This is a genomic window from Methylomonas sp. LW13 (assembly GCF_016865255.1).
GTDB lineage: Bacteria > Pseudomonadota > Gammaproteobacteria > Methylococcales > Methylomonadaceae > Methylomonas.
Window position 1 is genome coordinate 1,077,340 of record NZ_CP033381.1, and the last position, 26,997, is coordinate 1,104,336.

20 protein-coding genes and 3 tRNA genes are annotated in these 26,997 nt (G+C 50.6%); 9 read left to right on the forward strand and 14 right to left on the reverse strand.

All coding sequences use genetic code 11. The annotated features are described in order from the left end of the window. Positions 1-17 precede the first annotated feature (17 nt). From JL719_RS04785 to JL719_RS04805, 5 genes are all read left to right on the forward strand, one after another. Positions 18-1,220, forward strand: coding sequence for a glycosyltransferase family 4 protein (locus JL719_RS04785; protein ID WP_033157140.1), 1,203 nt, complete (start codon positions 18-20; stop codon positions 1,218-1,220). After that, entirely contained in the window at positions 1,213-2,166 is a 954-nt protein-coding gene (locus JL719_RS04790) for a glycosyltransferase family 2 protein (RefSeq protein WP_033157139.1), read from the forward strand. The genes JL719_RS04785 and JL719_RS04790 overlap by 8 nt, the downstream gene beginning before the upstream one ends. Positions 2,167-2,540: 374 nt before the next feature. Beyond that, on the forward strand, positions 2,541-3,290 hold the full coding sequence (locus JL719_RS04795; protein ID WP_033157138.1) for a PEP-CTERM/exosortase system-associated acyltransferase: 750 nt from the start codon (positions 2,541-2,543) through the stop codon (positions 3,288-3,290). 664 nt (positions 3,291-3,954) lie between these two features. Then, positions 3,955-5,328, forward strand: a complete 1,374-nt coding sequence (locus tag JL719_RS04800) for a hypothetical protein (protein ID WP_033157137.1) — start codon at positions 3,955-3,957, stop codon at positions 5,326-5,328. Positions 5,329-5,918: 590 nt separating this feature from the next. Continuing rightward, entirely contained in the window at positions 5,919-6,191 is a 273-nt protein-coding gene (locus JL719_RS04805) for a hypothetical protein (protein WP_129871345.1), read from the forward strand. A gap of 202 nt (positions 6,192-6,393) precedes the next feature. On the opposite strand, the gene JL719_RS04810 is transcribed toward JL719_RS04805, so the two are convergent. The 5 genes from JL719_RS04810 to JL719_RS04830 all read right to left on the reverse strand — a co-directional run bounded on the left by JL719_RS04810 (position 6,394) and on the right by JL719_RS04830 (position 13,425). Continuing rightward, on the reverse strand, positions 6,394-6,945 hold the full coding sequence (locus JL719_RS04810; RefSeq protein WP_129871346.1) for a nucleoside/nucleotide kinase family protein: 552 nt from the start codon (positions 6,943-6,945) through the stop codon (positions 6,394-6,396). An 86-nt stretch (positions 6,946-7,031) separates the two neighbouring features. Further along, the gene (locus JL719_RS04815) at positions 7,032-7,913 is read right to left on the reverse strand and encodes a hypothetical protein (protein WP_033157134.1); all 882 of its coding nucleotides are present in this window, start codon (positions 7,911-7,913) and stop codon (positions 7,032-7,034) included. Positions 7,914-8,437: 524 nt separating this feature from the next. Then, on the reverse strand, positions 8,438-10,699 hold the full coding sequence (locus tag JL719_RS04820; RefSeq protein ID WP_033157133.1) for a caspase family protein: 2,262 nt from the start codon (positions 10,697-10,699) through the stop codon (positions 8,438-8,440). Positions 10,700-10,766: 67 nt separating this feature from the next. Continuing rightward, positions 10,767-11,579 carry an alpha/beta fold hydrolase gene (locus JL719_RS04825; RefSeq protein ID WP_033157132.1) on the reverse strand — a complete coding sequence of 271 codons (813 nt, stop codon included), beginning with the start codon at positions 11,577-11,579 and terminating at the stop codon, positions 10,767-10,769. Positions 11,580-11,676: 97 nt separating this feature from the next. Further along, positions 11,677-13,425 carry a DVUA0089 family protein gene (locus JL719_RS04830; protein ID WP_033157131.1) on the reverse strand — a complete coding sequence of 583 codons (1,749 nt, stop codon included), beginning with the start codon at positions 13,423-13,425 and terminating at the stop codon, positions 11,677-11,679. 315 nt (positions 13,426-13,740) lie between these two features. Here JL719_RS04830 and JL719_RS04835 point away from each other — a divergent pair, with 315 nt between their 5' ends. After that, on the forward strand, positions 13,741-15,408 hold the full coding sequence (locus tag JL719_RS04835; protein ID WP_033157130.1) for a serine/threonine-protein kinase: 1,668 nt from the start codon (positions 13,741-13,743) through the stop codon (positions 15,406-15,408). 186 nt (positions 15,409-15,594) lie between these two features. Here JL719_RS04835 and JL719_RS04840 read toward each other — a convergent pair whose 3' ends face one another. Continuing rightward, positions 15,595-16,368, reverse strand: coding sequence for a VWA domain-containing protein (locus JL719_RS04840; protein ID WP_033157129.1), 774 nt, complete (start codon positions 16,366-16,368; stop codon positions 15,595-15,597). A 451-nt stretch (positions 16,369-16,819) separates the two neighbouring features. Here JL719_RS04840 and JL719_RS04845 point away from each other — a divergent pair, with 451 nt between their 5' ends. Beyond that, positions 16,820-20,746 (forward strand): DUF3683 domain-containing protein, encoded by a 3,927-nt coding sequence (locus JL719_RS04845; protein WP_033157128.1) that lies wholly within the window; start codon positions 16,820-16,822, stop codon positions 20,744-20,746. Between the two features lie 162 nt (positions 20,747-20,908). On the opposite strand, the gene JL719_RS04850 is transcribed toward JL719_RS04845, so the two are convergent. The 8 genes from JL719_RS04850 to aqpZ form a co-directional block, all read right to left on the reverse strand. After that, positions 20,909-20,984, reverse strand: a tRNA-Gly gene (locus tag JL719_RS04850). A gap of 12 nt (positions 20,985-20,996) precedes the next feature. After that, positions 20,997-21,070, reverse strand: a tRNA-Cys gene (locus tag JL719_RS04855). Between the two features lie 48 nt (positions 21,071-21,118). Beyond that, positions 21,119-21,194, reverse strand: a tRNA-Gly gene (locus JL719_RS04860). Positions 21,195-21,244: 50 nt separating this feature from the next. Next, entirely contained in the window at positions 21,245-21,790 is a 546-nt protein-coding gene (locus JL719_RS04865; protein ID WP_033157127.1) for a hypothetical protein, read from the reverse strand. Between the two features lie 467 nt (positions 21,791-22,257). Beyond that, positions 22,258-22,860 carry a hypothetical protein gene (locus JL719_RS04870; RefSeq protein WP_129871347.1) on the reverse strand — a complete coding sequence of 201 codons (603 nt, stop codon included), beginning with the start codon at positions 22,858-22,860 and terminating at the stop codon, positions 22,258-22,260. A 17-nt stretch (positions 22,861-22,877) separates the two neighbouring features. Next, positions 22,878-23,648 (reverse strand): hypothetical protein, encoded by a 771-nt coding sequence (locus JL719_RS04875; RefSeq protein WP_033157125.1) that lies wholly within the window; start codon positions 23,646-23,648, stop codon positions 22,878-22,880. 225 nt (positions 23,649-23,873) lie between these two features. Beyond that, on the reverse strand, positions 23,874-24,128 hold the full coding sequence (locus tag JL719_RS04880) for a hypothetical protein (RefSeq protein WP_033157124.1): 255 nt from the start codon (positions 24,126-24,128) through the stop codon (positions 23,874-23,876). Between the two features lie 176 nt (positions 24,129-24,304). Beyond that, positions 24,305-24,994 (reverse strand): aquaporin Z, encoded by a 690-nt coding sequence (aqpZ, locus tag JL719_RS04885; RefSeq protein WP_033157123.1) that lies wholly within the window; start codon positions 24,992-24,994, stop codon positions 24,305-24,307. Between the two features lie 306 nt (positions 24,995-25,300). Here aqpZ and JL719_RS04890 point away from each other — a divergent pair, with 306 nt between their 5' ends. Both JL719_RS04890 and draG read left to right on the forward strand, forming a co-directional pair. Next, positions 25,301-26,092, forward strand: coding sequence for an NAD(+)--dinitrogen-reductase ADP-D-ribosyltransferase (locus JL719_RS04890; protein ID WP_033157122.1), 792 nt, complete (start codon positions 25,301-25,303; stop codon positions 26,090-26,092). After that, complete coding sequence (draG, locus tag JL719_RS04895) at positions 26,089-26,964, forward strand: ADP-ribosyl-[dinitrogen reductase] hydrolase (RefSeq protein ID WP_033157121.1); 876 nt, start codon at positions 26,089-26,091, stop codon at positions 26,962-26,964. Before JL719_RS04890 ends, draG begins: the two co-directional genes overlap by 4 nt. Positions 26,965-26,997 lie beyond the last annotated feature (33 nt).

Below are 26,997 nucleotides of genomic sequence, written 5' to 3' on the forward strand. Positions count from 1 at the left end.
GTTTCGGGAGAAATGAAATGGATGTAGGTATTGTCGCGACCCATGTGCCGCCGGCCAAAGGCTATGGTGGGGTATCGGTGACCTGTGGCGTATTGACCAAAGCTTGGGCGGAGCGCGGCCACAAGATGGCGCTGGTCGCCGCCGACGAGTCGATAGACGGTCGCTTGCGCGCCGAGGATGTCAAGCTGGGCAAGCAAGTCGATGTCAGGCTGTACCGGTGTTACGGCTTTCGACGCTGGGGCTTTGGTTTGGGCGCCATGCCAAAGATTTTCAAGCTCTGTTGGCAGGCACCCCGGATCTATATCCACGGCATTGCTACGTGGCCTTCCACGCTGGCGGCAATGTTTTGCGTATTGCTGCGCCGGCCGTTTATGGTGGCGGTACACGGCGGCTTGATGCCGGAACATGTGGCGCTGATTCGTCGGCAAAAGCCGCATAAATGGTTGTTTTACAAGTGGTTGACTTTTCCGACCCTGCGCCGGGCCATTGCGGTGCATTGCACCAGCGATACCGAAGCGGAGGGCGTCACCGACGTTTTGGGGCCGGACGCCAAGGTTTTATTGGTGCCGAACGGCATCGACAGTCGCGAGTTTCAAGTCGCCGGCTATCCGCAAGGCGAGGGCACCCAATTGTGTTTTCTGGGGCACGTGCAGCAAGAAAAAGGCATCAATGCGTTTATCCGGGCCTGGTTAAAAACGCGCCGGCCAAATGACCGTTTGGTGGTGGCCGGCCGCAGTGTCGATGGGGCTTATTTTGAAGAATTTCAGGCTTTGCTGGCGCAGGCTGGCGGTGCTATCAGTTATAAAGGCTATTTGCCGGTTGCCGAAGTGAAGCAGTTGTTGGCCGACAGTCATTTCCTGGTGTTGCCGTCCGGTTTGGAAGAAACCGGCGGTATGCGCGAAAATTTTGGCAATGTGGTTGCGGAGGCCATGGCAGCCGGTCGACCGGTGCTGGTCGCGAAAGGTTTGGCTTGGGATCATTTGGCAATGTATGGCGCCGGTTTGGTGTTCGAGCGCAATGAGGCTTCGGTTTGTGCGGTGTTGCGGCAAACGCAAGTGGTGACTCAAGCGACTTGGCAAGACATGGCGCTGCGTAGCCGTGAATATGTCGAACAGCAGCTGGACCCGGTTAAATTAGGCGATAAAGTCTGGAAAGTGATGACAAAAGCCGATCACGTTAAATTGCCGCAGTCCTTAATAGAAGGTTCGTCTTATGAATAAAAAAGTGGGTCTGATCGTGCCGACTCTGAATGCCGGCGAGCTTTGGGAATCGTGGTTACAAGCCTTTGCCGCACAAACTGTGAAGCCTGATTATTGGCTGCTGATAGATTCCTCATCCGCCGACCACACAGTGGCTTTGGCTCGCGACGCGGGTTTTGACGTGGAGGTGATAGCCAAGTCCGAGTTTAATCATGGCGGCACCCGGCAATTTGGCGTGAACCGGCTGGCGGATGCCGATATTCTGGTGTTTTTGACTCAGGATGCCTTGCTGGCGGCCCCCGATGCCATCGAAAAATTACTGGCAGCGTTTACAGACGACAGCGTCGGCGCTGCTTACGGCCGGCAATTGCCCCATCGCAACGCCGGGCCGATCGGCGCGCATGCCCGTTTATTCAATTATCCGCCGCAAAGTCAGGTGCGCAGTTTGCAAGATAAGGTGCAATTCGGCATCAAGACGGCGTTTATTTCCAATTCGTTTGCCGCGTACCGGCGCAGTGCGTTGATGGGCGTTGGCGGGTTTCCTGTCAATACCATCATGAACGAAGATACTTTTGTGGTCGGCAAGATGTTGCTAAACGGCTGGAAAGTGGCTTATTGCGGCGATGCCTCTGTGTTTCATTCGCACGATTACGGATTTGTCGACGAATTTAAGCGCTATTTCGATATTGGCGTTTTTCACGCCCATACGCCTTGGTTGCAGCAGACCTTTGGCGGTGCTTCGGGCGAAGGCCGGCGTTTTGTCGTGTCGGAGTTGAAGTATCTATTGAAAAATGCGCCCTGGCTGCTGCCTTCGGCCTGTTTGCGCACCGGTCTGAAATGGCTGGGCTATAAAATGGGCGGGAGGATGCACGCTAGAATGCCGCAGAGCTTGAACAGACGCTTTAGTTTGCATAAAGCTTATTGGGCGGGCGCTATTTCTGAAAATAGCCTTAACGGCAGATCGTAAATCGATGATTTCCTTATGACGACTAAGCCAGTATTTCCGCGGAATAACGGCAAAACTGGTTCTAAAATTAATCCAATCTTCATCTTATCCTAATCTAAATTACAGTTTTTCTTCATCTTGACTCTGTAGATTCCTAGCCAACATTGTGTTTTTCCGGTCAGAACCGGTTTTTTTTGTTCATTGTACGTAGGCGTCGCGCCGGTATGGTTCAGCAAAAATTCGGAAAAAATACAAGGTTGGATGTGCAAAAGGCCGACAGGGTCTTTCACCGATAGAGCGGGGATAACAGCAACATTTGTTATCAATTCTTTGAGTTTGAAGAGTAGTGCCCGGATGTTTAGGGAATTTGATTAATTACGTTATGGAGTTTCATCTTGATTTCTGAAAAGCATTCATTTGATAGTTGTTTTGAGGTTTTTTTAGCTGACACGCCTGAAAGCAAACGCATTCATTACAACCTCAGATACCAAGTTTATTGCGACGAAATGGGGTATGAGGACAAAGAAAATTTTCCGGAACAAATGGAGTTCGACGAATGGGACCGCCATTCCGTGCATTTCATGGTTCGGCACCGATACACCGGGCAATGGTTGGGCGCGTTACGCTTGGTTTATCAGAATCAAGCGGTTTTCCCTTTCGAAGCCAAGTGCGTTCCCGACCAGCCTATAACCCCTCAGCAATACCAACAATCAATAGAAATATCCCGTCTCTGCGTATTGAGAGAAGCCAGACGCTTTGCCCCGAGGGCTTTCCCGCAACAGGAGCAAGACGCTGAACAAGTTGCCAAGGACAGCGGTAACATTCGTTATCTGCATACCATTAAAAATCAGACTCGCAGCATAATGTGGGGTTTGTATCGGGCGGCGGTTGTCTACTCGGCGCGGAACGATATTAAACAGTGGTACATATTGGTAACGCCGTCTTTGGCTTACGCGGTTAAGAAAGAGGGGTTTGAAATGCAACAGGTAGGCGGCGCCTGCGACCATCGCGGTCAGCGTATTCCTTATGCATTGGATGTTGAGCATATTCTTGCCAATCCTTTGTGGCAAAAAGACTATCAGTTGGATTATCGCAAATATTCAGAACTGCTAGAGCAATCGGTGGCTAAGCGGCAAAGAGCTTAAAGTATCGGCGCGCGATCATGCCCAGTTTTAGATACTAAGCGGTTTGCAGGGCATTTATCGCATCCAAAAAAAGCCCGGTTTGCGCTGGCGATCTATTAAATCTGGGCGGTGCGGCTGCCGGATTGGAGTAAGCCGCTAGTGTCGTTACCGATGCCAGACCATAGCGTGAAAGCAGCCCTAAGTCATGCGGCAGACGCCGCGCGGGCGTGTCGGCGTTGTTTAAATCCCCGCGCAGCTTATTCCCGGAAACTTCCGTCTTCTGAAAGCCATTATGTCGCGGCTCGTCGTTAAGCCTTTACGCTCTCAGTTCCTCTAAAGTCAGGCCGAGCAGGCTTGAGCTGTTTAATTAGCGCCAGCCCAAAAGAACCACGCGCCTCAAACCGAAAACTTGATGCCTCAGGTCCAGCCGTACCGGGAATCTACATAAGATAGAGCCCGGACATAAACAATCCATTTTGAATTTGCCAAGGCTGCCGGCCACCGTTGCAGACACTGTGCAGCCGTTTTTTGGGTGGGCGTTTTTCTGTCTTATTCCAGCAGCTTACGGTAAAGTTGCAGAGTCAAACTGATATACTGGCTTTCGTCTGTCTCAGCTTAGCTATCTGCTGTTTCGGGTCGGAAGCCTACGTCATTATTATAAAAACTATATTAGCCAGGATTATTTATGGAAGCTTATTTGCCCATGATTCAAAGCATACTGTCGGATTGGTATCGATTTACGCTGGAAAACCAGGAATATGCCGGCGCTTTAGCGCTTGCCGTGTGGTTGCTGACGGCAATGTTTTACAGTATCAGGATTTATTTTTTAAAAAAAACCAATGCCATCAATTTAAAAGCGCGTCTTGCTTTACAAGCTGATTTGGAGGCGGCGCAACAGCAACAGCAAGCCTTGCAAGAACAATTGACTGCCAATACCGAGCAGATGGAAGCTGCCAAAGCCTTGGCTGATAACGAAACGCAACGGGCAGCCGGTCTGGAAGAAAAGCTGGTACTGGCAAATCGGCAGGTGATCGACAGTATCAAAACCTTGGCCACCAGTTTCGAATTGACCGAGCCCGCCTTACCGGCCGCCAACGATCTGCAATCGACTGATCTGTGGCCACGATATTTCGCGCTTACCGCGCAAATTACCGAACGCTTTAAAGCTGAGCAGCAGGGCAAAACCGAGTTGCAACTGGCTCTGTGGGCGGAAACCTCCAAAGTCGCTGAAAAAGATGCGCTATTGGGGCCGTTGCAGTTGCGTTTGGAATCGCAAACCGAACAGTTGAATAAACTGGAATTGGCGGTGGAAGAGCAAAAAATTCTGCGCGAGCGCGAACAAGCCAGCGCGGAAAAACTACTGGCGGAGGCCCAAGCCAAACATCAAGCCGAACTGGCGCGTTACGCCGACTCGGCCAAACATTCGGCGATTCCTGCGCCTGTTTACTCGCAGCCGGTATCTCAACCGGAGCCAAAAGTTGTTATCAACGAAGCGCCCGCAGTTATCCAGCCTGCCCCGGCTGTTGTTGCTGAACCTGTCGTGGTTCAGGCACCTGTCGAGCCGCCAAAGCCGGTCGAGCGCGAAGTTGCGCCGGTTGTGGATAAGCCCAAACCAGTGGTTGCCGAGCCGGCACCGGCAAAACAGTCGTCCGTCGATAAATTGGCCGAGAAAAGTGGCAGTTTCGGCAAGTTCAAGCAAATGTTGAACAACACGATGCAGCAAATGGCTAAGTTGGATCAGAAACTGGGTACACAAACAGAAGTCGCGGCCGAGGCCATCCAGGAAGAGTTGGAAGAAGTCGCCACACCTGTCGTGGAGGCGGCCGCTGAACTTAAGGAAAATGTGGTGGAAATCGCGGAAAATGCCGCAGAAGCGATCAAAGAACCGGCTGCCGGCGTTGGCGGAAAGCTGAAAGGTTTGTTCGGTAAAAAAGCGGCAGAGCCCGCCGTTGAGCCTGAACCGGTAGCGGAGCCCGAGCCGATTGCCGAAACAGTTGCCGCCGCAGTCGAACCCGCCAAACCTGCCGGGCTAAAAGGTTTGCTCAAAAAGTGGAAATGATAGTTTCCGCCGTTTAAAAAGCAGTCGGGCAAACCTTGTTTGTTCGGCTGTTTTAATCCGCCACCGATTCCAATAGAAACCTGCCAGTGGCTCCAGCCGGCCATGAATCGACAACTGCATGTGGATTGTCAAAGACTGCAACGCTGTAGCATCAATGGAGGGGCTGCGGATTCGAGGGTGTCGGGGCGCTAGCCACCAAATCTGCATCGGCAATTGCAGGACATTGCCTTTCGAAACCTCGATTGCATAGAGGCTACTTGCTTTAAACTTGTGCGCAACCCGTTTGACCTCGTGCACGAGATATTTTGCTATCGTCGCAACCTTTTTTACCTTGCACGCAAGCCTCCGAGCCTGGCGATTAAGCCTAAAAGCCTTGCGGGCAAGGCAAATTGATTCGCCCGCAAGGCAAAATGCCTAGCGCGCAACCCGATTGACCTCGTGCACGAGATATTTTGCTATCGTCGCAATCTTTTTTACCTTGCGCGCAAGCCTGCCGAGCCTGGCGATTAAACCTAAAAGCTTTGCGGGCAAGGCAAATTGATTCGCCCGCAAGGCAAAATGCCTAGCGCGCAACCCGATTGAGTTCGTGCATGAGGTATTTTGCTATCGTCACAACCTTTTTTACCTTGCGCGCAAGCCCGCCAAGCCTGACGACTAAACCTAAAAGCCTTGCGGGCAAGGCAAATTGGTTCGCCGTTCCGGCAAAACGCTTTGCGCGCAACGGGATTAAGCTCGCGCGCAAGGTCATTTTCTATGGTCGCGAAGCTTTCTGTATTGCCTGCCAGCTCACTAAACCATGCGGCAACGTGTTTTGGTTAGAGTCAGAGCGAACGAGGCTTGCGCGAATTGCTCAATGCGATTAAAGCGAGGCATCAAGGCGCGAATGAAGGGGAAATAGTTAATACCCGAAAAAATCATGCCGCGCACTAACCCAATCGCCCTGGAATTGAATGCAATTGATCAATGTATTGTTGGCAGGTTTGCGCGGCTACCGGCCACATTGCGACATTCAAGTTTTTAATTTATGGCAGCTGAAATTCAAGAAACTGTCGTTCAGAGTTTAAGCTACTGCTCCAATGGAGAAATAGAGGCGGCATAACGTTCAAAGAAGATACTAGCGTTCTTGTGAGGCTGATAGCTCTTATGGTAATGCGCTACTTCCTCCCAGAGAGTTCGAAGTATAACTTTCATTAGGTCGAGCGGTTCCACGAAGTTCTGAGTCGGCAATACGCAGTCGTCAGATGACGGCATGTAGGTGTCTAGTGCCATTCCATCAGCCCAGCCATGATCGGTCATCCGCTTAACGTAGATCATCAAGTCTGGCTGAACCTTCACTGCGTCCAGGATCTGGAGTGCACACAGGCCCTCGAAGATGTACGGAGTATTAGCCTTCCGTAGATGATCTGACAGTTCTTTCAGTTTGAGATTAGCGAAGAAGCCTCCTTGATTCCTGTGCAGAAAGTCATCAGCACTGATGATATTTAGGTTCCAGTGCGCTGCAAGACTTCTAGCAAGTGTTGTCTTACCTGATGCTTGGAAACCGTCAATGGCAATGACTTGCAACCCCTTTGGCGATATGGCCGAGGCTACTTCGTCAGTGGAGTGGTAGACAGGCATTTGGTTTAGTTTAGTGTTAGTTGAGCGAATCACACCATATGTAAAATCAATAAATTTAATTGATTACAGTAAAAAAGCAGCAAACCCTAATAACTTGCTAGACGCAGACCAAGTTCATTCTGGAGTCCGAGCATAATTGAAGGGGGGGCATCGTCAAGAAGATGCCCAATAGAAAGCTTTGAGAGAGGTGAAAATTCATCAATCACATTATATTTATCGGATAGTAATTTAAACAAAAGTTCTGTTGCTTTTGCATTATTAAAATTTATCACCTCAGCTTCCGCAAAATTTGCAGATGCAAAGTCTTGGTCAATAGCATGAGCAAAATCTGCTAAATTAGCTAGTATCTCTTTTTGATCATTTTCGCTTAGATTATAACCAGTTGAAGCCGCCATAGTTCGAAACTCTGCAATTAAACTTGCCATGATGTTAGCAATATAATGAGGAGCACCAAGTACTGTTGAAACATACGACAGATATATTGATATATAGAAAATAGTCAGGTAATGGCGAGCCATAAGAGGTGACTCAATAATGGCGCTTGCTGCAGGAAATGATGAACAAATTTGTCCTGGTTCAAATTCTGAAAGAATTTTTTCTGCAGAGTGACATCCTTGTCTAAATGCAATTTGGCCTAATTGCAGGGCGGATATACTTGTTCCATCTGAAAAGATGAAATCATTACCATTGCCCTGGTTCTTAGGTAATTGGTTGGAATGTTCACGATCCAAGGATATTGGATGATTCTTTAACTCTTTCTTACCATGTCCATGGATTAACTCCCTTTCCTCTTTATTTAGTAAGAAAGTTAATAATCCAAGTGACATCATTCCAGAAAAACCACCGAAAACTAAGGCCAAAAAAATTGTAGTACCTAAATCAGATTGAGGCGCAAATTTCACAAAAACACCACCAGTGACCATTGCACCAAAAATCATTGCTAAATTTATAGCCATCTTTATAGACATTTTTTAACCTTTTAAAATTAATTATTAGATTCGTAAGTCGATTAGAGAAACGAAAAAACTAGCAAATGCTTTGAAATAAAAGTTAATTGTTGAATTCAAACCACTAAATTTTAAAGTCTTAAGGCTTGGTTTCATTATTATTCAGCCAGCCTACTTCCACAATCGCGGAGTTAGCTTATTATTCGTTAGGGGGGCAATGCAAAGCTCAACTGACTGTCGCTTTTGGGTCCAGGGTGTGTAAAAACGTATAAATCCAAAGAGCGGTGGAAAAATAAGTTAACTTGACTCGCTCATTTTATTTCTGGGTGGAAAGATTTATTCCCCAAGCAGATGAAATAACCAGAAAAGTGGGAGAAATTTTAATTTTTGAATTTTATTTTTGCGTTTTTACACAGCCTCGCTCGATCAGAGACAATTCGCCTCTTTCCAAAGACCTTGTAGTGTTCAGCCGCCGCCCTATCGAATTGGGGCCCCGATACGCCATCGGAACAGATGGCGGTTTTCAATCGGAATAAGCAAACTGTCTAAACTTCCGGTACGAAAAAGAACGGGCTGCCTTCGTGGCCGGCGTGCTGTAAAGGTGCATATTGCGGCATTTGTTCGAAACCGCCTTTTGCCGCCGAAGCCCTTACTTGATTGGCCACATCCCGGAAAATATCGTAATCCTCGATGATGCGTTTGTTACCGCGCAATACTTTCAAAAACGCATTGGCAAACACCGAATGGTCGCCGCCACCCTGATCCATAACCGGTTTTACGCCGCCGGAAGTCAGCACGGTGCGGGCCTTGCGGCTATTCATCGCTTTTAACCAGCGTTCGCGCTTGGCGTCGTCCATGCCTTCCGGCAGTTTGGCTACTGCCGAACCGGTCAACGCGCCGGAATAGCAAGAATCGGCTACCACCATAATGTGTTTGGCCGGCATGATGCTTAAAAATTCCGTGATGCTTTGGCTGGAAATCCAGTTGGCGCTATTGCCGGTTTCCGAATCGACCGGCAGCCAATAGGCGGTCTGACTTTTCTTGTCGATCTCGCCGTGGCCGGCGTAGTAAACCAGCAAATTATCCTGTTCGGTGAGTTTTTGATTCAGTTCGTTGAACGCCGACATAATCGTGTGGCGATTGGCGTTGATCAGCAATTTGGTTTTGAAGCCGTAGCGTTCGCGTAATAGCAGTTCCAGGCTTTTGGCGTCGGCGATGGGGGTTTTCAAAGACGGATAAGCGCCGTACTCGTTATTGCCGATAATGATTGCGTAGAATTTGCCGAATTGAATATCGCCCGAGCGTTTCAATTCACTGCCGTTGCTGCTCGGAAACACTGCCTCGGCCGCGTTACCGGAAGCCAGCAGGCGCAGGCTCAAGTCACTGCTTTGATTGCGTTTGTCTGTAGCGACGATGCGCACCAAGGTTTCGTCGCCTTTCAAGCTAACGTCGGTTTCAAAACGGCCGTTGGCATCGACTTTTATCGCTTTGTCGTTTAACAGCAAGCGGCTCAGGCCGGTCGCCGCGTCGATTTTGCCGACGATGCGTTTGCTGCTCTCGCCCAAGCCAAATTGAATGCTGGGAATACCCCGGGTGACGGTGACGGCGGGTTCCAGCAATTCGATATTCGGACCGTTGCCGGAGGCCACCACGTTGGATGCTTGTTGCTGGAGTTTTTCTTTCAGCGCGGCAATTTCCTTGGCTTGCTGTTGCAAGGCCTGCTTGCGCAAATCTATTTGATTTCTGTCCAGTTTGTCCTGTGAGGTCAGCCAGCCGGTCAGTTCGGCCGATTGTTTTTGGTAGGTTTCGATTTTTTCGTTGAGCTTGTTTTCGATATCGTTGGTTTTGCTTTCGACAGCTTTAGCGCTGGGGCTTTGCTGGCGCGCGGCTTCCAGTTCGCGTTTCATGCGCTGCCTTTCCTGGCTGAGAGATTGTGTCAAACTGCCCAATTTGGCTTGTTGGTCTTTTAATTGGCTTTCTTTTTCGCGCAATTGCTTTTCCAGCGATTCGATGTCGCTGGAGCCGCCGGGCGTGGTGGATTTTTGTTGTTGCAGTTTGTTACGCAAGGCTTCCAACTCGTCTTGAGCCTTGCGTAAACTTTCCTGTTGATCCTGGGTTTGCTGGCGGGTGCTTTGCAGTTGCTCGCGCAGCTGTTCTGCTTCGCGGCGGGATTCGGCTACTTCGCTGCGCAAGGTCGCCAATTCTTCGCTATTGGCGATGGCTTGGGCATTGACGGCAGGCGCGAACTGGATGCCGGCGTCTTCCAGGCCGGCCGATTTGCGATACCAACGTAGCGCGGTTTCCTTGTCTTCGGTAACACCCAGGCCTTTTTCGTAGAGATGACCCAAGTTCAACTGTGCTTGGGAATTACCCTGATTGGCGGCTTTTTCGTACCACTGCGCGGCGGCTTTGTAGTCGGCTGGCGTACCCAGGCCTTTTTCGAAAATTTCGCCGACATACAGTTGGGCGGCGGCATCGCCTTCCTGGGCTTTGGGTAGCCAGATATTTAAGGCGCTGGCGTAATTGGCGCGGTCGTAAGCGACATATTCGCCGCCGCGGACTTCACAATCGGCAGCGGTCGTGCGGATGGGGCGGCGGGCGCTGAGATAAGTCATTTGCGAGCCTAGCTTGCGTACCTGTCCGGGCAGTAGGCAATCGACGACAAACAGTTTGCTGGTGTCGGCCACGATATAGCCTTCGGTGGCTTTAGCCATTTCTTCCTGGCTGACATCGCGGGCGCAGGCGGACATTAAAATGCCGCCAATTGCCAATGCCAGCGTACGGTTCAATACTCTTTGTGTCGCCATGGTGTGCCGCCTCGAATGATTGATTTTATCTGGCAACCATAGCAGAAATCCGCTACCCCGCAAATGGCTAGGGCTGGTGGTCCAGACGTTTTAGCATCTGCGGCCAAATGGCTTGCCAGCCATGGCCGTGATCGGCATCGACGATTTCGACTTGGCTGTTGGGGCGTTGCTGTAAGGCTTGTTGGAATAATGCCGGCGGAATGTTGTTATCGCGCTGGCCCAGCAGATGCCATTCCGCGATGCCGGGTTTGCCGGCGCGCTTAGCCGGGTTTAGTGAGTCATGCAAACGCTGGTAGCCGTGATGATCGGCCCAGATATCGATGTCGTAATTCCCCGCCAGAGTCACCAACGCGACGGTTTGCGGCAAGCGCTCGGCTATCAATAGTGCCAACGTGCCGCCGCCGCTGTGGCCGATCAACACCACTTCGCTGTAACCGTTTAGCGTGCAGAACTGTGTTAATGCTTGGGTCATAGCCGCTACCACGCTTTCGCTATAGCGGGCGCCGGTCCACAAGCTTTGCGAGCAGCCGGGGTCGCCGGCGTGGCCGTTGTAGCATGGCCGTCCCAGGTATAAAGCTGGCTTCGGGTCGGAAGCCATTAATGACAGAACGGTAGCTGTGCGGGTGGTCGGGTCAGAGGCTGGAAACAGTCCACGTTCCCAAGGGTAGCCGTCACCTTCAAGATAAACATGCAGGCGTTTACCGGCGGATGGCGGCAAATGGGTAAACGATGTGAGATTGAATCCGGCGGCTTCCGACTCCAAGGCCTGAAAGCCGAATGCCGTGGCTTGCTCAAGTAGGCGCATGGCCGGGGTACTGCAAGCTGCCAGGAAAAGCAGCAGACTCAGTTTAATCAGCAAATGTAGCCGCTTGACAGGCATGAGGTACAGGCGATTTTGAATAGACCACGCTGCTTGCGGGGCTTGCAGCGTGGTCAGGAGGCTTGGTCGTCCGGCAATCGACCGTTTGCCAGGTTGTTTAAAACGACAGACGCAACCCGCTGGAAAAGGCGTGGTTTGACACGTTTGCCCGGTCGATGATGGTGTTGTAGGCCACGAAAGCGGACATGCCGTCGGCAAATTGGCCGGCCACGTTAAATCCTAATTGCATGAAATCGCGGTCCGGATTGTCGGAGCGGATGTTAAAGCCGGCATTGTTTTGCACGAAGCGCACGACGCTGACTTGGGCGTTATAGCTGGATTCATGTACCCATTCGGCATTGACTTGCGGCACGATCACGCCCCAAGGCAGGCTCCACGCATACGAAGCCCTGGCGCCGGCTTTGGTTAGCATGGATTCTATGTTTTGTTTGCCGTAGCTGGTGCCGAAGCTGGAGCCACCTGTTTCGCGGTAGCCGTCCACTTCGGTTTTGGCGTAGTCGAAACCGATATAAGGTCCGACCACTACCTTGTCGATGTGGTAGTTATAACCTGCGCCCAAGCTGGAGGCATACTGCATGCCCGAGGTGCTGCCTTTTGCCGAGGTGTTGAAAAAGCTCATTGCCCGCTCGGATTCGTAATCGATGCCGCCGACACTGGCCAGCGCGTCGATATAGAAATCCTGAATATTCAAAGTGCTGTATAGCGAGCCGGTATAGGCTGCGGTATAAAGCTGGCCGGCGCGGTTGCTGAAATCGGCTTTGTTGTGAGCGTTATTAAAGGCCACCCCCACAAAAAAATTATCGGTGAAAGCATAATCCGCACCGACCGTGACACCTTGATTGTCAAAGCTGTAACCCTGTTCGTTGGCAGTGCGGTTCCGGCTACCAAAACTGCCGTCGATATTGCCGTATAGGCCCAGGCGTTGAAATATTTCCGGTAGTTCGTCGCCGCTGCCGCCGCCGATTTTGGTGCCGCCCAGGTTGATGCCGCCCGCATTACCGGCGCGCAAGGTGGCGATGCGATCCATTACGCTGCTGAAATTCGCTCGCGAAGTGGCAACCGTTGTGGCTGCAATCGTATTGATCTCTTCAGGGGTGATTTGATCGATAACATCGGCTTTGGCAGCCGCGCCCAGGCCGGCGATTCTGGCGCAGTCGCTGATAACAGCGCTGCTGGTGGGTGATGCGCACAAGCTATTAATTGCCAGAGAGGTAGCGCTGGCGTTGGAGGTGGATTCGATAATTTGCGATTGGGAAATGACCGCGCCGCCGCTGCCGGCATAGCTAATCAATCTTGCACTGCCCGAGCCGGTGCCGGTGCCGGGAATGATCAGTCCCGAGTCGCCGACTATCAGTAACACATTGCCCGTGTCGCTGTTTATATTGGAACCCGCGATAGCGTCGGTTGATGCAAACGGGTAGTTTGCCAGCGCGACAGTATAGCTGCCGGGGCTCAAGGGGTAGTCGTTAATCAGCGAGTTAAAATTCGGAGAAACGCCCGCCGCGCCGCAGTCTATTTGGTTACAACCGTCGTCGTTCTGAGTGAGTACGGAGAGGCTGGTAAAATTGCCGGTGCCGCTCAGCAGGAAAATATAGGGGTCCGTTGTGGGGCCGCTGGTGGCAATATCGACCAGTGTGGTTTGTGATAGCGAGAAGGGCAGGTAGCCCACGGATCCCGCCCCGGAGCCGGTTAGATTGAATGTGCCGCTCGCGAATTCCACGCCTGCCGCGAGTGGCGACGCCAGCAGCAATGTCACTAACGAGCCTGCGGTTAGGGATTGCCGTTTGCTTAATCGCGCAACAGCGGTTTTAGAGCAGAATAGTTCAAAAAAAAACAGTGATTTCATGAGCATTTATTCCAAATAATTTTTGCAACTTATTATAGATGCATGTTGATGTTTTCAATAGTAATTAAATTTTTCTGGAGATTCGGTGTCGGCCAATCGCGCTTTTTCTTATTGAATCGTGGTCAGTAAATTTCTGATGACCGTCGGGCTTGGGAGAGATCAAATGCAGCGGTGGCGAGAATTTGCCGGACCTGGACGGGATTTATCCCGGTCGATTTTGGTGCTTGGCGGTTTTTAGACCATCAAGGGCAATTGCCGCGACACGAACAAGCTCTTCGGCTAAAATCCTTACACTTTCCCTGACTGTCGTTTGCCATGTCCAGATTTGAGCTCGCATTGAAAGCCTTTCAGCAGGCTCAACTAGCCTATGAAGATTTATTGGCGGTGGCAGCCGCGTTAAGCGCGGAACCCGAACAGGTTTTAGATGCAGCCCGCCAATTCTTGGAAAACGAATATCGGAACGGAAAAATTGGCGCGGATGTTTATCGCGGTTTGCAATCGGTCATGCAAGACGAAACCCGGTTTGTCGACGACCAAACCCAAATGGCGCCTTCACGGGTCTCCGCTCCAGACGATGCAACCAGCATAGTATCGGCGCCGGCTACGGCGACGACGATACTGCCGGTTTCACCCGCTACGCAAACACCTACCCTGACGACCGAATCCTTGCTGCAAGGCTTGGATCCCTCGCAGCCGCGCGCCGAGCTGACAGTCGGTAGTACCTTGAAAGGTCGTTTTGTGCTCGAAGAGTTGCTCGGGGTGGGCGGCATGGGTATGGTGTTTAAAGCCACCGACTTGCGCAAAGTAGAGGCCTCGGATAAAGAGCCTTTCGTCGCTTTAAAGGTGTTAAACCAGGATTTTCAATTCAATCCGATGGCACTGGTGGCTTTGCAGCGGGAGACCAAGCGCGCGCAAACCCTGTCTCACCCCAATATTATCAAAGTCTACGATTTTGATCGGGACGGTACGCACGTGTTTATGTCGATGGAATACCTACAGGGTAGGCCGCTCAGTCATCTGATACGCGAGCATGTCGACAGCGGATTACCCTTCAAAAAAGCCTGGCCTATCATCAGTGCGATGGCTGAAGCCTTGGCGCATGCGCATAAGAAAAATATCGTGCATTCCGACTTTAAACCGGGGAATGTGTTTGTCGGCGACGACGGCGAAATCAGAGTGCTGGATTTCGGGATTGCTTGCGCCATTGGCCGCAGCGAAACAGACGGCCACGACGCGACGATTTTTAATGCGAGGTCGCTGGGCGCTATGACTCCGGCCTATGCCAGTTTGGAGCAACTGCAAAATAGCGATCCCGATCCGCGCGACGATATTTATGCCTTGGCTTGCATCACTTACGAACTGTTGAGCGGCAAGCATCCGTTTGGCCGGTTATCGGCGGAAAAGGCCACGGAAGTCAATCTACAGCCCAAACCCATTGCCCAGCTTAAACGCCGGCAATGGAAAGGATTGCAAAAGGCTCTGGCTTTTAGGCAGGAGGATCGCTGTGCCACTATCGACGAATTTTTAGCGGCCATCGGACCGCATACGTCTGTCTATTACGGACTGTGGTCAACGGGTGTGTTGCTGGCTTGTTTGATCGGGTTGAACGTCTATTGGACTCTAAACGAAAAGCAAACCGCTACCGAAGTGGTAAAGGTCGCTGTTGAGCTCAATCCCGAGCAAAACCAAAAAATTAAGGATTTGCTGGAATTGGCGGATATTCATTTTGATGTCGGTTACCTCACCGCGCCGACCGGCAGCAATGCGTTCTGGGCTTATCAGGAAGTTTTGAAAATTGATCCATACAACAAAGCGGCCATGGATGGCATCAATAAAATTGCCGATACGCTGGAACAGCAGGCGTGGGAGTTTTACGAAAAGAACGACCGCTCGGAGGCTTTGAAAAAAGTACAGGAAGGTTTGGAAGTCAACCCTGTGCACAAGGGCTTACAGAGTTTGCGAGATAAGCTCAGGTTTAATTGATTTAGTTTTCCGATCTTTGCGGAGGGATTTTCAAAGAGCGGTGAATCTGGGGGAAGAGGTGTGTTTACGCAGATTATCAGCAGATAATTCTGCAAGTAATTCTGATTGGGCTATTTGTCGCGGCTAAGCCTGCTAAAGCCGGTCTGTGACCGAGTTTAGCAGGATGAAAGCGCAGTTTAGTGTTGATTATGCAGCTTTACGACGGCGAGACATGGCGATGCCAAACAAGCCCAGCCCGGTCAAGGCCAAGCTTGCTGGTTCGGGTACGGTATTATTTGGTTGGGTCACAACGCGAATTTTGTTTTCAATCGCGGCTGCATAAGCATTCGCGTCAGCAACGCCAATGTAAAAGCCTTGAGTTGGGAAATTGTAAGGTGAGGTTGTGTCGCAAGGACCCGGGTAGCAAATGCTGTTTTGCAGATAGGCAGTATCTACCCCGCCACCAATGCCTTCGATACTGATGTTATCCACGCCGGCAGCAATCAAATTATTGCGCGCGGTAATTGCGGTTGCTTCGTTGCTTGTGACTCCGTCTGTTGCAAAATTTACGTAAGAAAAATCGATATTCAAAGTAGACGCCGCCAGAGTGGTTCGCATGGTGTCGAATGCCGCTGTAAAGTTTGTGCCGCCACCACTATAACCTAGGTTGGCGATACTCGTGGCCAGTGATGTGCGGCTGGCCGCGTCTGTGACGAGGAAGTTTTGAATGTCCGCGGTCGCAGAGCTGCTAAATGTCACGACAGAGATTTCATAGTTGCTGTTCAGCGGAATCAAATTATTAACAGCGTTGGATAATCCAGCTTTGATGATATTCCAGTTTGATGAGCCAATGCTGCCTGATTCGTCGAGAATAAAGCCAAGTTGGATGGTGCCGGCATTGGCTGAGCTGGACGCAAATGCGCTTAGTGCGAAGGTAGCCGCCATTGACGCAGCCAAAGTGAGTTTGCGGATTTTTCTCATGTGATCTCCAAAAAGTGTTCCATTCAAGTTAACTCCCCAACAGTTCGGAGCGTTTTTACCTGGCAAAGCGTTTTCGTTGGACGAGTCCCGATTGCCAGGTAGTGTCTCTTAGTTGGGGAAAGCAATTCATAAAAAGCAAGTATTGGGCCACCTTATTATTTTCAATAATTTGCACTTGAACGGATTGTTCGACGTATTTTTTTTGTAAAAAAAATCGACACTATTTTAGGGGGCGGACTATCGATTGGTTTTAGATTTCAAGACCGGAAGTTCGATGGTTTTCAATTTGTTGTTTTGAAATAAATAAAAGACTTGCCGTGCCGGTTGCAAGGCAAATTAGTAAATTGGCAAACAGGTGGTTTTTTTCATGATCGGTGGCCTCCTAGTGCAGGTGGATATTTAAGGGGTTGGCGCGGATGACATGCTAAAATTCGGCGCATTATGACTTCCTATGCGCCGATTGCCAGTGGCTTCTCAATTATTCCCAGTATCCGATGATGCAACGCCCGCGCGACTGCGGGAAATTCCTTATAACTACACCTCGTTTTCTGATCGTGAAATCGTCATACGTCTGCTCGGCGAAGACATGTGGTGGGTGCTTGAGTCGTTACGCGGTGAGAAAATTACCGGGCGCTCCGCGCGGATGTTGTATGAAGTATTGGGCGACATTTGGGCGGTACAGCGTAACCCTTATCTCGAAGACGATTTGCTCGATAATGCCAAGCGGCGGCGCGCCTTGCTGCAAGCCTTGCGGCATCGTTTGGGGCAGATGGAGGGCCGGCAAGCCGAACTGGAGAATCAGCACACCGGGCGGGCCGAGCGGGTGGGGCAATTGATTGCTGCTGCCCATCAGGCTGTAAATGAATTCGAAGCCCATTTCGAACGTACCGCGCAACTGCGCCGTAGCGTGCTATCCCTGCTGTCGCAATTCACCCGCAAGGACAACATCAGCTTCGACGGTTTCGCCCGCGTCAGCCACGTCACCGATGCCACCGACTGGCGGGTGGAATATCCGTTCGTGGTGCTGTATCCGACATCTGAAGATGAAGTCGGGCATTTGGTGCGCGGCTGTATCGAACTGGGCTTGACTATCATCCCGCGCGGCGGCGGCACTGGTTACACCGGTGGTGCGGTGCCGCTCAATGCTTATTCGGCGGTGATCAACACCGAAAAGCTGTTGGTGATGGGGGCGGTAGAGCGACATACGCTATTACCGGGCGTGGAGTGTTCGTATGCGACGATTTACACCGGCGCCGGCGTCGTCACCCGGCGGGTGATGGAAACCGCCGAACAGGCCGGTTTGGTATTTGCCTGTGATCCGACCTCCGCGGATGCGTCCTGCATCGGCGGCAATATCGCGATGAACGCCGGCGGTAAGAAAGCCGTGCTATGGGGAACCGCGTTGGACAATCTGGCCTCCTGGCGGATGGTGACGCCGGACGGCAATTGGCTGGAAGTAGAGCGGCTGAATCACAATCTGGGTAAGATCCACGAACAGGATAAAGCCAGCTTTTTGTTAAAGCGTTTCGATGCCGGTGGCAAGCAATTGCTGGGTGAAGAAACTCTGGAAATCTCCGGCAGTTTTTTCCGCAAGACCGGGCTGGGTAAGGATGTCACCGACAAGTTTCTCGGCGGTTTGCCGGGTATTCAAAAAGAGGGTTGTGACGGCATCATCACCTCCGCACGCTGGATTCTGCACGAAATGCCGCCGGTTAGCCGCACGTTTTGCCTGGAGTTCTTCGGGCAGGTGCGAGAGGCGGTGCCTTCTATCGTCGAAATACGCGATTATCTGGCGGATTTGCCGAAAGAGGGTGCTAGCCGCGTGATGCTGGCCGGTTTGGAGCATCTGGATGAACGCTACGTCAAAGCGGTTGGCTACGCCACCAAAGCCAAACGCCATGGCCGGCCGAAAATGGTTTTAATCGGCGACATCGTCGGCGACGATGAAAACCAAGTCGCAATGGCGGCGTCCGAAGTGGTGCGCATATGTAATGCGCGCGGTGCCGAGGGCTTTATCGCCGTGAACCCGGAAACCCGCAAAAAATTCTGGCTGGATCGTGGTAGGACGGCGGCGATTGCCCGGCATACCAATGCCTTCAAAATAAACGAAGACGTGGTGATTCCGCTGCCGCGCATGGGTGATTATTGCGACGGCATCGAGCGCATCAACATCGAATTGTCACTGAATAATAAATTGCGCTTATGCAGTGCCTTAATTGAACTGCTGGGCGGCGACTTGCCGCTTAGAGCCTACGAAGAAGGCGTGAATAAAGCCGAATTGTTGGACGAGCGTCGGGCCTTGGCGTTGGATGCGGTAGACACGGTAAAGCAGCGCTGGCAATGGATTTACGATAATTTGGATTTGCCGTTGGCCGAAGCCGAAAAAGCCTTCGCGTCACAAGGTATCCAGGCCGGCGAACTGAGCAATCGTGCCGCCGAGCCGATTTTGTTTCATCGCTTGCAGGATTATTCGTTACGGGTGTCGTGGAAGCAGGAATTACTACCGCGCTTGCGGGAAATTTTCGAAGGCGATAATTTTCGGCCCATCGTCGAGCGCATCGAGGCTTTGCATAAGGAAATTCTGCGCGGCCGGGTTTTTGTAGCCTTGCACATGCATGCCGGCGACGGCAACGTGCACACCAATCTGCCGGTCAACTCCGATCATTACGAAATGCTGCAAGAAGCCAATGCCGCCGTGGCGCGGATCATGACCCTGGCGCGTTCATTGGGCGGGGCGATTTCCGGCGAACATGGCATCGGCATTACCAAATACGAATTCTTGACCGAGGACGAGTTGGCGGATTTTCATGCGTATAAAAACCGTATCGATCCGGAAGGGCGTTTCAATCGCGGCAAGTTGATGCCGGGTGCCGATTTGCGTTCGGCTTATACCACGTCATTTAGTTTGATGGGTTTTGAGTCCTTGATCATGCAGCAAAGCGATATTGGCGCGATTTCCGATTCGGTGAAAGACTGTTTACGCTGCGGCAAATGCAAACCGGTCTGCGCCACGCATGTGCCGCCGGCCAATTTGTTGTATTCGCCGCGCAATAAGATTTTGGCGACTTCATTATTGATCGAAGCGTTTTTGTACGAAGAACAAACCCGGCGCGGGATTTCGATTACCCATTGGAAGGAGTTCGAAGACGTCGCCGACCATTGTACGGTCTGCCACAAATGCTTCAATCCGTGTCCGGTGGACATCGATTTCGGCGATGTGTCGATGAATATGCGCAATCTACTGCGCAAGATGGGTAAGCAAAGTTTCAATCCGGCCAAGACCATGGCCATCGCATTTTTGACTGCGTCCAGCCCGAACACCGTCAAAGCGATGCGCACGGCAATGATTGACTGGACTTACAAGGCGCAACGCATCGGCAATACGCTGTTAAAACCGTGGAGCAAGGCGCAGATCGCGCAGCCGCCGGCTACAGTCGGCAAGCCGCCGGTGCGTGAGCAGGTGATTCATTTCATGAACCGAAAAATGCCCGGCGATTTGCCGACTAAGACGGCGCGAGCGCTGCTGGATATTGAAGATGGTCAAATCGTGCCCATCATTCGCGACCGTGCGAAAACCCGCACCGATTCCGAAGCAGTGTTTTATTTTCCGGGTTGCGGTTCCGAACGCTTGTTCTCGCAGGTCGGATTAGCGACGCAGGCGATGCTGTACGAGATCGGTGTGCAAACCGTGCTGCCCCCTGGCTATTTGTGCTGCGGCTATCCGCAACGCGCCGGCGGGCAGTTTGATAAGGCGCAGAAAATTACCACTGACAACCGGGTGTTGTTCCACCGGGTAGCCAATACCTTGAATTACCTGGATATTAAGACCGTAGTGGTCAGTTGCGGCACCTGTCAGGATCAATTGCAGGATTACGAATTCGAGAAAATTTTCCCCGGTTGCCGCTTGATTGATATTCACGAATATCTGCTGGAAAAAGGCGTACGGTTGGAAGGCGTGAACGGGGCGCGTTATCTATATCACGACCCGTGTCATAGTCCGTTCAAGCAGCAAGACCCGATCAAAGTGGTCAATCAGTTGATCGGAGCGCCGGTCGCCAAATCCGAGCGCTGTTGCGGCGAGTCTGGTACCTTGGCGGTGGCGCGGCCGGATATTTCCACGCAGATTCGTTTTCGTAAGGCGGAAGAATTGCAGAAAGACACGGCTAAATTACGGTCAGACGGCTACGACGGCGCGGTGAAGATGTTGACCTCCTGTCCGTCGTGCATGCAAGGCTTACAGCGGTTCGAAGACGAAGTCGAGCAAATGGAAGTCGATTACATCGTCGTGGAAATCGCTAAGCATGTGTTGGGTGATAACTGGATGACCGGTTATTTGGATCGGGTGAGCAAGGGCGGTGTTGAGCGGGTTTTAGTGTAGGGGAATATTGTTGAGGGCGGCCGACTGATATTTCAGTCGGCTTTGCTATAAAGACGAAAGCCCTCTTTGCCGCAAAGGCTGTGCTTGTCCAATCTTTGATGATGAGGGATGTACTTATCTTCGGACAACAAAAAGCCGCGATAAATCGCGGCTTTTTAAATTTGGAGCGGGAAACGAGACTCGAACTCGCGACCCCGACCTTGGCAAGGTCGTGCTCTACCAACTGAGCTATTCCCGCAAAATATAGTAATGGAGGCTGCGACCGGAATCGAACCGGTATATACGGCTTTGCAGGCCGCTGCATAACCATTTTGCTACGCAGCCTTTATAAGGACAATAAAAAAGCCGCGATTTGCCGCGGCTTTTCAAATTTGGAGCGGGAAACGAGACTCGAACTCGCGACCCCGACCTTGGCAAGGTCGTGCTCTACCAACTGAGCTATTCCCGCTTGGCTTACTATCCTGCGTATTATAAAAAGATATTTTTTTGTGTCAACAGTTATTGCAGGTTTATTGCCGAAGTCCAGGCTTTTCGGCCTTGGCATTCGCCGGATTCAGTGATCTCAACTTCCGCCCACAGAACATTTTTGTCGGTGGTGTCAGCTTGAGATTGAATCAGTTTTACAGGAGTGTTAAGCGGCATGTGTTTGCAAGCGCCGTCGCGGTCATTTTCTTCGGTATCATCGTAAGCGGCCATGGAGCCGGGAACGGAGACCAATCTTACAGTTGCATTTGGGTCATAAGTGTTGGGGCTTTTCAACACGTAGTTCTGACCGGGAACCATGGCTTTGGCTTGGTGAACAGGCAATTTGGCATCGGAGCCACCACCAAAAATCAAGGCGACCAAGACCAGCGCCGCAGCGCCCACGCCGCCAAAAAATACTTTAGGATTGGATTCTTTTAGTGCCAACAGGTTAGCGACAATATTTCCGGCCGCATCTTTTGCCGCTACGGCGGAATCAGCGGCTGAACTTGTTTCCGGTTGCTTAGGCTCTTCAGCTTGATTTTGGGCTTCAGTCTCGTTGTTGTTTTCGTCAAGGCTCATGCGATGTTTCCTCTTAAGCTAGTTATTATTATGGTTAAGTGGTTAAAGTTACCACGCCGTTCGAACATTTCAAGCATTCATTTTTTTAGTCATTGGGTCGTATCTTAAGGGGAACTGTAGCAAAAATGAACAGGCTGGGATAAAAAAGCTAATTGGATCGCTGGTTTGCTGTCTTTGCATGGGGGTGGTCGATGTGATTGTCCTGTTCGGAGTTGCCGGTTTATATCTGGATTCTTTGACAGTGCTTGTTGTGGTACTCGGGGCTGTGATGATAGGAGTGAGATCTTTTTGGTCTGATCATGAATGCGATTTTTGCTTTGACTTGTTCTTTTTGGAGGCTATCTCGAGGGTGTGTTTTTCGACTAATCGGGAGTTGGCTAAGGTTGTGGAGGCGGAAGAGTACGCTGGACTGGTTAATCCATCAATCTTGGAGGAAAACTGGTTTTCCTCCAAACCAATCTGCGGTCCTATTTCGATACCCAAGTTTCACCTTTTGCTTCTTCAATGCTTTTTCTAAAAAGGTTCAAACTATATTGTTTGTAAGTGTCATTTTTCCAATCCACATCCATCGTTGATACCGCGCTTATCCATGCATCCTTATTTGGCCTGTTGTAAAACCAATGGAATTCATTATCAAAGATCATGTTTTTAATCTTCTTTGGATAGATTTTAATTCGCTGAAGAATTTTGGCATCCTGTTCCGGAGAGTTATAAAAATACAAGGATATAATGCCGCCATAGCAAGTAAAATTTGCCAGGTTTTCATCTTTGGAAAGACAGGATTTTTCAATAATATTTAGTGTTGTTTCTAAGGCATGAGAGGAAGAAATGGATTGGAGTGTTTTTTTTCCTTCCGTAACCTCGTTATAAGCTTTCAAACATTGCTTGTCATTATATTGAATGCATCTATTTAAAATGTCTAAAGTTTTAGGAAAGTCCAGGCCAAATTTGGCGAGATATATTTGCTCAAAGGATTTTGGTAAAAGAAGTTCAAGATTTTTTTGTTCGGTATTTACAGCATCGCAGCTGAAGCTAAGTATTAAAAGCAACGCGAAAATGATGGTTTTCACAAGGACTGTTATATACATTATTTGTATTCCGTCCAGTTTGGGTTACCGAGTGAAGTGGGTGTTTTTTCAATCCGTTCCATTATATTTGTTATGTTAGATGGAGTATCGACAACGCCAAAATCGATTTTATTTTTTGCCCCCGCGCTAGCTACGCCGAAAACTCCATTCCAGGTTTTTGCGAAGCCTTCGGTATAGCATCCATAAAATTTTGAAACCTGCTTGGGTTTTTTGATGAATTTCTTAACTAGAGCGCTATTTTTTAAAATATCTGCTTTATATATCATATCAGTAGCAAAGGCAGTCGCTTGACATGCCGAATTATGAGTAAGAGCTAGCATTAATCCATCCCCGCTAGCATGTCCGCTATACCAAACCCGGCTAATAGAGTTATCGCTCAGTGATAGCAGATAGCTCCAAAAGTCTTCTGGTTGATTAATTCCTTTGTATTGAATGCTGTAGGTTTTAGCAATGGTTTGAATTTTATTTATATAGCTGGTGCCGCCCGCTGCTATTAATTTATCTGTTGCCATTTTTCGGATACTGTGTAGGTTATATCCGTCATCTTCCTTTTCTTCGGCTTTGGTGATAACTGAGTCAGCATCCCATCTTTTTTTATAAGGCGGCTCGTATAATACCCAATGAATTAACTCCTTGGGTTGTTTATTGTACAAGTTTTTCATCGCAGCCAATTGCAATGGCACAATATAATTTGACCAACGCTGGTCATGAGCTTTATCACAACCCATAAATAAACCTGGGCCGCCAATCAATATAACAAAGTTTTCCATTTTACTTTTCCAATATTATTTGAGTGTTATTTTGTGCAGTGTATGTAGCAAGTAATGATGTGGTGTCTGTGCATCGCCCTAACCAGGGTGATATACAAGGCAGGTTCGAGTCGCCTGCTCAAATACGCTTTGTTATTGAAGCTCTTCCGGGTGAAAGTAGAAATATTCAAAGCGGGGCGTTTTTTACCTTATTTAATTCGAATCTAAAAACCGGGTATTTCCCTGTTAAAGCGCCACAGAAACGCATTGAAAGCTTTTCTTGTCCTCGCTCTCGTCGCTTAGCAGTACGATCTGGTTTTCATTATTCGGAAAAAAGAACGCGGCTTGGATATTCAGCTCTTCGAGATCGGCGGGATTTCGCGTCAGATGGTCGAACACGCTTAGTTCGTTGTCTTCGTCGTCCGCAGTGATGAAGTAGCCGTCATTTAGCGCAATTGCGCCGGATACATTTGATCGGCCTTTGTAGATTTTTGTATCCATATCAGAATCGCTGGCGAAATGTTGATTTCAAGATAGCTGGCCGGCTGGCGATGCCTGATTAATCCGGCCCTAATATTGTCACTGACGCGCAGCAGGTAGCCCTGTTGCCAAAATGGATTCCCGCTTTCGCGGGAATGACGAAGGCTTACTGAACCGCGCTGAAGTAAGCTCGGGGGTTACTCGTCCGGGCTGCCGATAAAGCGATAAATCAATGCGCCCAAAACCGCGCCAATAATCGGCGCCAGCCAGAATAGCCAGAGTTGCGCCAAGGCCCAGTCGCCGACGTAAACCGCCACACCCAGGCTGCGCGCTGGATTGACTGAAGTGTTGGTGACCGGAATGCTGATCAGGTGAATCAATGTCAGGCCCAAGCCAATCGCGATAGGCGCCAGTCCGGCAGGGGCGCGGGCGTCGGTGGCGCCGAGGATGATCAGTAAAAACATCATGGTCATCACCACTTCGGTAATTAATGCGGACAATAGGGAGTAGCCGCCCGGCGAATGTTCGCCGTAACCGTTGGAGGCAAAGCCGGCGGCTACGTCGAATCCGGCTTTGCCGCTGGCGATTAAATACAACACGCCGCCGGCCGCAATCGCGCCGAGCACTTGCGAAACGATGTAAGGCAACAATTGATTGGCCGGAAAGCGGCCGCCCATCCACAAGCCAACCGATACCGCCGGATTGAGGTGGCAGCCGGAAATATGGCCGATGGCATAGGCCATGGTCAGTACTGTCAAACCGAACGCCAGCGAAACGCCGAGCAAGCCGATGCCCACATTCGGAAATGCAGCGGCTAACACCGCGCTACCGCAGCCACCAAGAACCAACCAAAATGTCCCGAAGGACTCGGCTACATACTTTTTCATATGACTCTCCTGTGTGTTGTTATTGTTTTGCCTGTTATTGATCGCTTGTTTTTTGTTTAATAATCAATTGGCTAGCGCACTGTATTCTCTGTCTTTGTGTGATGTCAATCACAATAAACGGCTAGGTTCTTGCTTGGTGCTTGCTATTTCCAGCTAGCTAGCCGGTTGCGCGGAATCGAGAGCGTTTTGTGGTACCGGGAATTCCGGAAGAATAGTTCGGGAAAGTTTATTTCGTATGGCTAATTTCCCTATTCGATGTGAGAATTAGGGCTTATCAGTGTCCGACATTCTTCTCAGTTAGCCCCCATGCCCGATATTTCCCTGCACGGCCACAGTACCAATTTGATCGGCATGGCGACGGCGTGTTTGGCCAGTCACCTATTTAACGAATACCCCAAGCCCTTGCATATCGCCGGAACCCGAGAATCCGCGCCCGGACTGTTTGAGCAGTTGGCCGGACAAGCCTCGTTGGCGGATTGCGGGCGGATATTTCAAGACTACATGTGCGTGGTATTCGGCTTCGAAACCGAGCAGCGTTTACGCGACGATGCCGACGGCCGGCGGCGTTACCGCAACAGCTATCTGCGCCTGATTCAAGATTGGGGTCTGGATTCCAATAACGCTCAAGGTGCGGTACTGAAGGGTTGGGTGGAAAGCCGCTTTGGCCTGTTCCCCAATTACCATAAACAACAAATCAGCAGTTTCATGAGTAAGGACTGGGTAACTTACATCGAAGAAAAGATGAACAGCCGCTACCACAATAATTGCATCTACATGCAGTTGGATTTGTTATATGAGTTTTGCCAGTGGGTGATCGAGCGCTTTCAGGTGCCGGCTGCAACCCACAAAACCCTTTATCGAGGGGTCAATGCCTTGGGCGATTGGAGCCGCGAGCACAAGATTGTGCATTTCAACAGCATTGTGTCGTTTACCGACCGCTACAGCATCGCCAGCGAATTTGGCGGCTATGTTTTGGAGGTTGAGGTGCCGATGGTGAAGCTGGTGTTTTTTAACGATTTGTTGCCGCACCACGCCTTGCGCGGCGAGGCCGAATATTTGGTGATTGGCGGTGATTATCGAGTGAAGGTGTTGCGATGAATGAGCAATTAATGGATCGGGCCCTGGGTGCTTACCTGGGTTTTGCTTGTGGTGACGCGCTGGGTGCGACGGTGGAATTCATGTCGCCGAAGCAAATTCAGAGTCGTTACGGCGTGCATACCGAAATGATAGGCGGCGGCTGGCTGGGTTTGGAGCCGGGGCAGGTGACAGACGATACGCAAATGTCGCTGGCCTTGGGGCGGGCTATCATTGAGCATCAAGGTTGGAATTTGAAGTCTGTGGCCGACAATTTTCTCGCCTGGTTGGAAAGCGATCCGCCGGATGTGGGCAATACTTGCCGACGCGGCCTCGTGCGGTATCGTGATGAAGGTGTATTGATGGGGTTGCCGCGTGAAGATGACGCCGGTAACGGCGCCTGTATGCGTAATTTGCCGGTGGTGTTGGCGACGCTAAATCGGCCGGATGATTTCGAATTATGGAGTCTGGAGCAGAGCCACATCACCCACCATAATCCATTGTCCGACGCTGCTACGCTGGCATTGGGTCGAATGACTAACCAGTTGATTCATGGACAACCTGTTGAAGCCTGTTTACTGGAGGCCAAACGCTTGATCAACCAATACAGCGAATTTGCCTACCACCCTTATCCGAGTAAAGCCTCGGCCTACATCGTCGATACCACACAGACGGTGCTGCATTATTTCTTCAATACCGATAATTTCGAATCTTGCCTGATTGCTACCGTGAATCAGGGCGGCGATGCCGATACGACGGGTGCCTTGGCCGGGATGTTGGCAGGGGCCAAGTATGGATTGGCGCAGATTCCGGAGCGGTGGCTGGCTCAACTGGATAGTCGGGTCGGTGCAGAAATACGCGGGCAGGTAGCGGCACTTATCAAGATGAATAACTGATAAGCACACCGGCGGTTTTTGTGTCATTAGATA

Excerpts from the sequence above, each read along its gene's own strand:
- JL719_RS04785 (WP_033157140.1), top strand. The coding sequence starts at position 18 with ATGGATGTAGGTATTGTCGCGACCCATGTGCCGCCGGCCAAAGGCTAT.
- JL719_RS04790 (WP_033157139.1), top strand. The coding sequence starts at position 1,213 with ATGAATAAAAAAGTGGGTCTGATCGTGCCGACTCTGAATGCCGGCGAG.
- JL719_RS04800 (WP_033157137.1), top strand. The coding sequence starts at position 3,955 with ATGGAAGCTTATTTGCCCATGATTCAAAGCATACTGTCGGATTGGTAT.
- JL719_RS04805 (WP_129871345.1), top strand. The coding sequence starts at position 5,919 with ATGAGGTATTTTGCTATCGTCACAACCTTTTTTACCTTGCGCGCAAGC.
- JL719_RS04810 (WP_129871346.1), bottom strand. The coding sequence starts at position 6,945 with ATGCCTGTCTACCACTCCACTGACGAAGTAGCCTCGGCCATATCGCCA.
- JL719_RS04815 (WP_033157134.1), bottom strand. The coding sequence starts at position 7,913 with ATGTCTATAAAGATGGCTATAAATTTAGCAATGATTTTTGGTGCAATG.
- JL719_RS04820 (WP_033157133.1), bottom strand. The coding sequence starts at position 10,699 with ATGGCGACACAAAGAGTATTGAACCGTACGCTGGCATTGGCAATTGGC.
- JL719_RS04825 (WP_033157132.1), bottom strand. The coding sequence starts at position 11,579 with ATGCCTGTCAAGCGGCTACATTTGCTGATTAAACTGAGTCTGCTGCTT.
- JL719_RS04830 (WP_033157131.1), bottom strand. The coding sequence starts at position 13,425 with ATGAAATCACTGTTTTTTTTTGAACTATTCTGCTCTAAAACCGCTGTT.
- JL719_RS04835 (WP_033157130.1), top strand. The coding sequence starts at position 13,741 with ATGTCCAGATTTGAGCTCGCATTGAAAGCCTTTCAGCAGGCTCAACTA.
- JL719_RS04840 (WP_033157129.1), bottom strand. The coding sequence starts at position 16,368 with ATGAGAAAAATCCGCAAACTCACTTTGGCTGCGTCAATGGCGGCTACC.
- JL719_RS04845 (WP_033157128.1), top strand. The coding sequence starts at position 16,820 with ATGCGCCGATTGCCAGTGGCTTCTCAATTATTCCCAGTATCCGATGAT.
- JL719_RS04865 (WP_033157127.1), bottom strand. The coding sequence starts at position 21,790 with ATGAGCCTTGACGAAAACAACAACGAGACTGAAGCCCAAAATCAAGCT.
- JL719_RS04875 (WP_033157125.1), bottom strand. The coding sequence starts at position 23,648 with ATGGAAAACTTTGTTATATTGATTGGCGGCCCAGGTTTATTTATGGGT.
- JL719_RS04880 (WP_033157124.1), bottom strand. The coding sequence starts at position 24,128 with ATGGATACAAAAATCTACAAAGGCCGATCAAATGTATCCGGCGCAATT.
- aqpZ (WP_033157123.1), bottom strand. The coding sequence starts at position 24,994 with ATGAAAAAGTATGTAGCCGAGTCCTTCGGGACATTTTGGTTGGTTCTT.
- JL719_RS04890 (WP_033157122.1), top strand. The coding sequence starts at position 25,301 with ATGCCCGATATTTCCCTGCACGGCCACAGTACCAATTTGATCGGCATG.
- draG (WP_033157121.1), top strand. The coding sequence starts at position 26,089 with ATGAATGAGCAATTAATGGATCGGGCCCTGGGTGCTTACCTGGGTTTT.